This window comes from Caballeronia glathei (genome assembly GCF_000698595.1).
Taxonomy (GTDB): domain Bacteria; phylum Pseudomonadota; class Gammaproteobacteria; order Burkholderiales; family Burkholderiaceae; genus Caballeronia; species Caballeronia glathei.
In genome coordinates this window covers 25,928-32,404 of record NZ_JFHC01000078.1, presented here as the reverse complement: position 1 = coordinate 32,404, position 6,477 = coordinate 25,928, and the positions used below count along the sequence as shown (strand labels likewise).

The window sequence follows — 6,477 nt, the reverse complement described above, 5'->3', positions numbered from 1 at the left end:
GGTTTTCGGGGTGCAGCGAATCGTCGAAGAATTGCATGAGGGCTTCCGGTAAGGAAATGTGCTTTGGTCGGCTCGCGGCGTAACCGCGCTTCGCGATCGGTCAGGGGCGTTGTCGATGTCGTGCGCCCTTAGTTGCAACGTATCGTATTGGAGCAGGGCTTCGCGCGCCCCTCTCCCGCTGGGAGGGTGCCGAGTTCGGGCAGGCGGACTCGAACCGGAAAAGAGTCTGCACCGCACCGGATGCCCTTCGTGCCGCGGACCGTGGCAGGCGGGTTGCTGGGAAGCTGCGGCGGATGCAACCCATTCGTCGGACAGTTTGATTGCACTAAACGGCCGCACTGAGAAATGCGCGAACGGTTGGGCCATGGACCAGCCAACATGGAGGCACCGGTCATTTATCTTCGCTGTACACGGGCCGACTTTGCGACACCTACCTCTTCTGTCTAAAGGCCAAAACTCAGTTTTCAACGGCCGCGTGCTCAAAGTCGCCGACGACACATCCTAATGCGCACCATTATGGGTCCCGATTTTCTGATTTATTTAGTTTCATGGAAGGTTGATCTGTCGGCTCGTTGCAACATTGAATCCATCCCGCTACCTATCGGATGCGCAAGGGTGAATAATGAATTTGCCAAAACCAACTAACTATTAATAACGGATTGCTGATTTCATGCCGTCACGACCTATAGATGCGGCGAGATTGACAGCGGGAGATTCTCGCGATTTTGTGCTTCTGAATCTGCGGTTATCCTTTTGTGAAACTATTTCGCCGTTTATATTCCGGAGTGATGCCATGAAAAGAAACGTTTTAGCGGCAGCCCTTCTGGGCGTGTTTGCGATTGCCGCACAGGCGCAAAGCAGCGTTACGCTATATGGTCTGATCGATGCAGGCATTACTTACACGAACAGCCAACTCACCAATCAAGGCGGTCGCAGCAACGTGCAGATGACGAGCGGCTCGGTGGAGGGCAGTCGCTGGGGACTGCGCGGAGCGGAGGATCTGGGGGGTGGCCTAAAGGCAATCTTCACGTTGGAAAGCGGCTTTAACCTGAACAACGGGACCTTTACACAGAACGGTCGGGAGTTTGGCCGTCAGGCCTTTGTCGGCCTGTCGAGCGTCGATTTTGGTGCTTTAACATTTGGCCGCCAGTACGACAGCATGATCGATTTTGTGGGACCGCTGGCGCTGACTGGTACAGCGTATGGCGGCACGCACTTCGCACACCCGTTCAACAACGATAACCTGAACAACAACTCATTCTCGATCAACAACTCGGTCAAGTACCAGAGTGCGAACTACGCGGGATTCCGGTTCGGCGGACTGTACGGCTTTTCCAACGCGGCAGGCGCTTTTGCGAACAACCGTGCGTATAGCGTGGGGGCATCGTACAGTTGGGGTCCCCTGAACTTTGGCGCCGGGTACCTTCACCTGAATAACGGCGCTAGTTCGCAGGCGGCGGCCAACTTCAACGCCAACGGCGCCGTGACTGACGGGCAGACGCTTACTGCCGCGCGCCAGCAGACGTGGGGAGCGGGGGTGAATTACGCGTTCGGACCGGCTGTCGTTGGTTTCGTCTACACGCAGACCAACCTCACTGAAATATTTCAGACCGGCGTGAGCACCCATATCCAGAACTTCGAAGGCAATATCCGCTATAACCTGACGCCAGCGATGAACGTGTCCGGGGCCTATACCTACTCACGCGCAGGCGGTAACACCGGAAGCGGTGCTCCACACTGGAACCAGGTTGGTCTGATGGCGGATTACAACCTGTCCAAACGCACGGATGTGTATCTGCAGAGTGTCTACCAGTCAGTCAGCACGAGCCAGAACACCGCACTGGGGGTGGCGTTCATTAATGGATTGACCGCGCCTTCATCGACCAGCAATCAGGTTGAAGTGACGGCGGGCCTGCGTCATCGCTTTTAGGGCATGCGCATGCACGGGCGCGACCGCCGCTTCGTCGCGCCCGGAACACGCGAAGGCAGCGCGCGAGCGTTGAATTTGCCTTTCGATCGCGCCTGTACGCGTCTCGCGAACACAAGGTTGCCTCACTCGCAGGCGAACCGAGGACGACACTGCTCAGCGACGCGTCGGGATCGAACTTCTCGCGCGCCACGGCTTTTTCGGCTTCGCGCTGCGTCATGCGACATTGCGACGGAGTAAGTAGGCGGTCGGCAGTCCGTCCGGGGGACATGCCGGGGCCTCGCAACGGGGCAAATGCGATCATTTTTGCTGACCGTCTATTCGACTGTCAGCCGATCTTACCTGTGCGTCATTTCATTGAAGCCACAACCTCGTCGGTTGTCACCACGCCGTGCGCGAGAAACGCATAGTTAATCATCGCTGCCTTGTATCCGTCGCCCCAAACGGGATGCCGCGGTCCGGCGGTGGCATCGCTAACAACGAAAACCTCGAATCCCTGTTCGAGCAGATCACGCAGATGTGACTCCACGCACATGTTTGCAAGCATGCCTCCGAGTACCACCCTTCTCACTCCGCGCTTGCGCAGTTGAAGGACGAGATCGTTGGTCTGCGGTCCGAAAACCTTGTGCGGACTCACGACAATCGCCTCACCGTCGTTGATGTAAGGCTTGAATTCGTCGAGCCAGTCAGCGCCGGAGCCTTCGAAACCTTCCAGACTCAACTGGCCACTACGCGCAAACGTACCGGTAGCGAATTCATCCGCCTCCAGCGGTCCATTGAATTTCCATGCGCGATCGGTCGGAAAAAAGTAATGTGGTGATATAAAGACTGCAAACTTCGCCGACTTTGCCGCCTTGAAGATTCGCAGCATGTTTTCTACCGTCTTGTTCTCCGTCACGCTTGCTCCCACCGCGCCCCAGTTCTTGCCGTTCTTGCTCAAGACATCGACTTGCGGATCGATGAAAACCACGGCTGTCTCAGTTCGATCAAAGGACACTTCGGATCTCCAATAGAGTGCATGACGGCTCGCCGGCTTCATCGACCTGAGCCTCTCCGATCAGATTAGGAAACGGTGGCCTGAAAAGCAACGACAGTCCGACAGATTTCGATGGCGCTTCCACGCTCCTGCACGCGGACGCCGAGGGACGGGGCGCTTGATGAGTCCACATGTGGGCTCCGCGTGCAATCTATTAACAAGGCAATGATTAAGAAGCCAACGCGACCGAAGGGGCAGGCTGCAGAATGCAATTTCCGCGAAGTCTTTCTGCGCAGAGCAACGCCGCGGCGAGTCCTGCGAGAACTCTCCAGTTGCATACAGCACTGTCATGCTCCCGCCGGTGGCCATTTCGCGGCGCGTCCGTTCGGACACCTGCACCCAGTTAAAGTCCGTTGTGGGGGCAAGCCAACGCCCGAATAACCAACTGATCGCGCGAACGAATGGCGACATCGAACGGCCGGCGTGGTCGGCCGCCGTAGAGCGAAGGACATCTGTCTCGGTTACCCTGGCAATTGTGTCAACTACGAGCATCCACCTCATCGCCAAGAAAATGCGCCGAATTATTCAGCCACTTGGCAGCGAAGGAAGTGTGCCACTGTCGACCGACGGCTTCGAATCAAGATCGGCGACGCTTGACAGCACCCACCGCTCGTCATCGGCCTGTGCAGGCCCCCGATGGGAAGGAGAACTGCGTCGGCTCGTGTGCATGATCGTGTGCATGAAGCAGTACAACGAGCCCGTAGACACGGCGAGTGCCTATGCCAGATCCGCCAGTATTTCCACGGTCTTCAATGGCTCGCTGAGCATGCAGAGATGGCCTGTGTCGATGACGGCCGTTCGAACACGCGGATCATCTTTGAGTTTTTCATAGAACCCAGTGAACAGGGACTGATACCCCGAGCAATACACATAGGCGATGGAAATGCTGGGTGGCACAGGTCGCGCCTGCACAGGCTCATACAAAGTTCGCCATGGCTGAGAGGTAAGGCGCGGCGTCACAAATTTGACGAGTGATGGATCTGTTACGCCAAACATTTCCAGTGGGAAGGGCGGTACTGACTTGCGCTCCTTCATGAACACGTCGACCAGGGCGGCGCGCAACTCCGCTGGCGCATAGTCAACGACGGCCTTACCGTCCTCCGGTACATAGGCGTCCAGGTAGATCAGAGATTTGATCTTGTCGGGAATTCGAGCGGTCACGCCAGTAATGACCATACCGCCATAACTCCAGCCGACCAAGGTGACGGACTGCAGGCCTTCCATTTCGATATGAGCAATCACGTCGTCAACGTGAGTACTGAGGTCTGTATCGTCGGTGCCATTGTTGCGTCGCTCGCCGAGTCCGGTCAACGTGGGTGCGGTGACCGCGTGTCCCAGCTCGCGCAGGCCGGGGATCACGTCACGCCAGACCCATCCGCCATGCCAAGAGCCCGCGATGAGTACATAAGTATGCTTGGGCTTTGAGTTCATACAAAAGTCGCTCCTGATGGTTGGTGTGCTTGTCGTCTGAGAATCGTGATAGTCAAGGCCGACTACGTCATTGCAATCTCTGTTTGTAACAGTGCGATTTCAGGGAGGAAGGATTGCGACAGACGATCCACTTTTCTCCTCCAAGTCCTCGCGTGCTTGCATCCCTCTTGCTCTCTCATGAGAGAAGTGAAGCGTCGCCGTTTCACCGCGATGCTACCGGTGATGTTTCGAAGGCTTCGATCGAGCAATGTGCCGCCAGGACGACCGGCCGGGAGTGCTTTCAGCATCAACTGTCCTGACACTTGTCGGCAGCGAAGGCGCAAAGCAATGGCGGAAGGATAAGTTCAGTTGAAGGCGGTTCAAATGTCATATATGCGGTGCTTTTAGGACCTTCCGATGAGCGCCAGATGGGATGGTTGCATACGGACATGCCCGCGACCCGCTCGCTGCGTCGATCTTAACGGCAGCACTGTGCCTTGTGCCGCTCGCCGTTGGCAGTGGGAAAATGCAGGCTTGCGCCTTATCGCTGCGAGGCCGCGTTGGCCGCAGCACGCCCACGCGGTCATATGCGAGGTACAACCATGTTCGCCCGCAGGCACGCGCGCTCAAGATGCCTGCTGCGTCACGAATCGCCCATCATCCAGGCTCGGAACGAGACGCACGTTGTGCGTCCGGGGCCGGACCCAAAGACATGTGAGCTGGTCAGGAACCGGGTGCTCGCACAGAATCAAACCCGTCCTCGGCAGTCTGTCAGTGAGCGCGACTACCCATTCATGGAATGGGGACGTCAAAGGCGGTGTTCGGTCTTTGCCGGGCATCTCGACCTGGCCACTATGCCTCAGCCGATTAACCGCGATCAGCCGTTTGCCTGTCGACGATAGTCAATTGCGGCGTATCAATCGGTGCTCGATTCAGCGTTCGTGGTAAATCGCAAGCCAGACGGTTTGCTCTTCGGGATGCGTCCATGCGACGCGATGCCGGCAATGCGGCTCGATCAGCACGTAGTCGCCGGGATGCATGTCGTGCATCGTCGAGTCCTCTTCGAAGGCGAGCACGGCTGCGCCCGAGAGCAGTGCAACCCATTCGGCGCGCGAGTCGTCGTACCAGAATCCTTCGGGACTCGCGTGTCCCATCGACACGATCCGCTCCACGTTCAAGCGCTGACCCGTGATGAGCATGTCGATCTGCTCTTCGCCGCCGTGCTTCGTTTCGAAGCTGAACAGGTTACCCGTTTGCAGTTGCATGGCTCGACCTCACGTCAACTTTCAAAATTCTCGTCGGGAAGCATCGCTCGTCAATGCCTACGTCAAGTTAAACGCGGACGCACTACGCATACGGGATAGTGAGCGAACGCAAGCCGATCGGCACACGTCCTACGGACATCGTAGCACGTGATAGCGCCGGCAAAACTCTCCGATATCGCCCAAGAATTAGTAAAGACCACTGGCCGATGTTGGAAGCGAGCGAGCCATCGCAGTGACCGCGCTTTCAATCAATCGGTCGACGGGTGGTGACCGACCGGCTGCTTTCCCGTCACCAAAACGCGTCGAGATAACCGAAATGAAAAGGGGCAACTAAATGTTGAGATCTCTGCCGAGATACGCAGCGACCGCCTCTGTCAGAGCGATGCCGTGCAATTCCTCCGGCGATGCCAGATGCGCGGCGACAATCTCTCGATTATCGAGCCGCAGTTCCGGTATGCAATCTAGGTGCAGTTCAAAGAAATGCACCCGGTCTCTTCTTCCGTCCCAAATGCCGCAGGCACTGCCCGCGGGGAGCAATGCGTGCGTCGACACACCAATCTCCTCCTCCATTTCACGCCGTGCCGCTGCATCCGGCGTCTCACCGGGCCGAATACTACCGCCGGGAAAATTCCACTCGGCCCGGTACGATGACTTCACGAGCAACAGCGACCGCCCGACGTAGATTGCTACTAGCGCACCTTCGTGGCGAGGCCGTCGAAGGTGCCACCAGGCACGAACGAACGGGAATCCGAGCCGAAGCACCAGTCGCCACACAGAGTCGACAAGTGTAGCTGGCCGCACTTGCTCGAGGCTTGGCATTGAGTTCTCTCCTTTCCTTT

General features: G+C 57.4%; 5 protein-coding genes. 1 reads left to right on the top strand and 4 read right to left on the bottom strand.

Annotated features, from left to right (window positions below; translation table 11 throughout):
- Window positions 1–793 precede the first annotated feature (793 nt).
- On the top strand, window positions 794–1,930 hold the full coding sequence (locus BG61_RS32240) for a porin (protein ID WP_035938464.1): 1,137 nt from the start codon (window positions 794–796) through the stop codon (window positions 1,928–1,930).
- Window positions 1,931–2,276: 346 nt separating this feature from the next.
- On the opposite strand, the gene BG61_RS32235 is transcribed toward BG61_RS32240, so the two are convergent.
- From BG61_RS32235 to BG61_RS32220, 4 genes are all read right to left on the bottom strand, one after another.
- Window positions 2,277–2,966 carry a cysteine hydrolase family protein gene (locus tag BG61_RS32235; RefSeq protein ID WP_370818098.1) on the bottom strand — a complete coding sequence of 230 codons (690 nt, stop codon included), beginning with the start codon at window positions 2,964–2,966 and terminating at the stop codon, window positions 2,277–2,279.
- A gap of 714 nt (window positions 2,967–3,680) precedes the next feature.
- A complete protein-coding gene (locus BG61_RS32230) occupies window positions 3,681–4,394 on the bottom strand; it encodes an alpha/beta fold hydrolase (protein WP_035938462.1) in 714 nt (237 codons plus the stop codon).
- A gap of 911 nt (window positions 4,395–5,305) precedes the next feature.
- Complete coding sequence (locus BG61_RS32225) at window positions 5,306–5,638, bottom strand: cupin domain-containing protein (RefSeq protein WP_035938460.1); 333 nt, start codon at window positions 5,636–5,638, stop codon at window positions 5,306–5,308.
- Between the two features lie 330 nt (window positions 5,639–5,968).
- On the bottom strand, window positions 5,969–6,457 hold the full coding sequence (locus BG61_RS32220; RefSeq protein WP_035938458.1) for an NUDIX domain-containing protein: 489 nt from the start codon (window positions 6,455–6,457) through the stop codon (window positions 5,969–5,971).
- Window positions 6,458–6,477 lie beyond the last annotated feature (20 nt).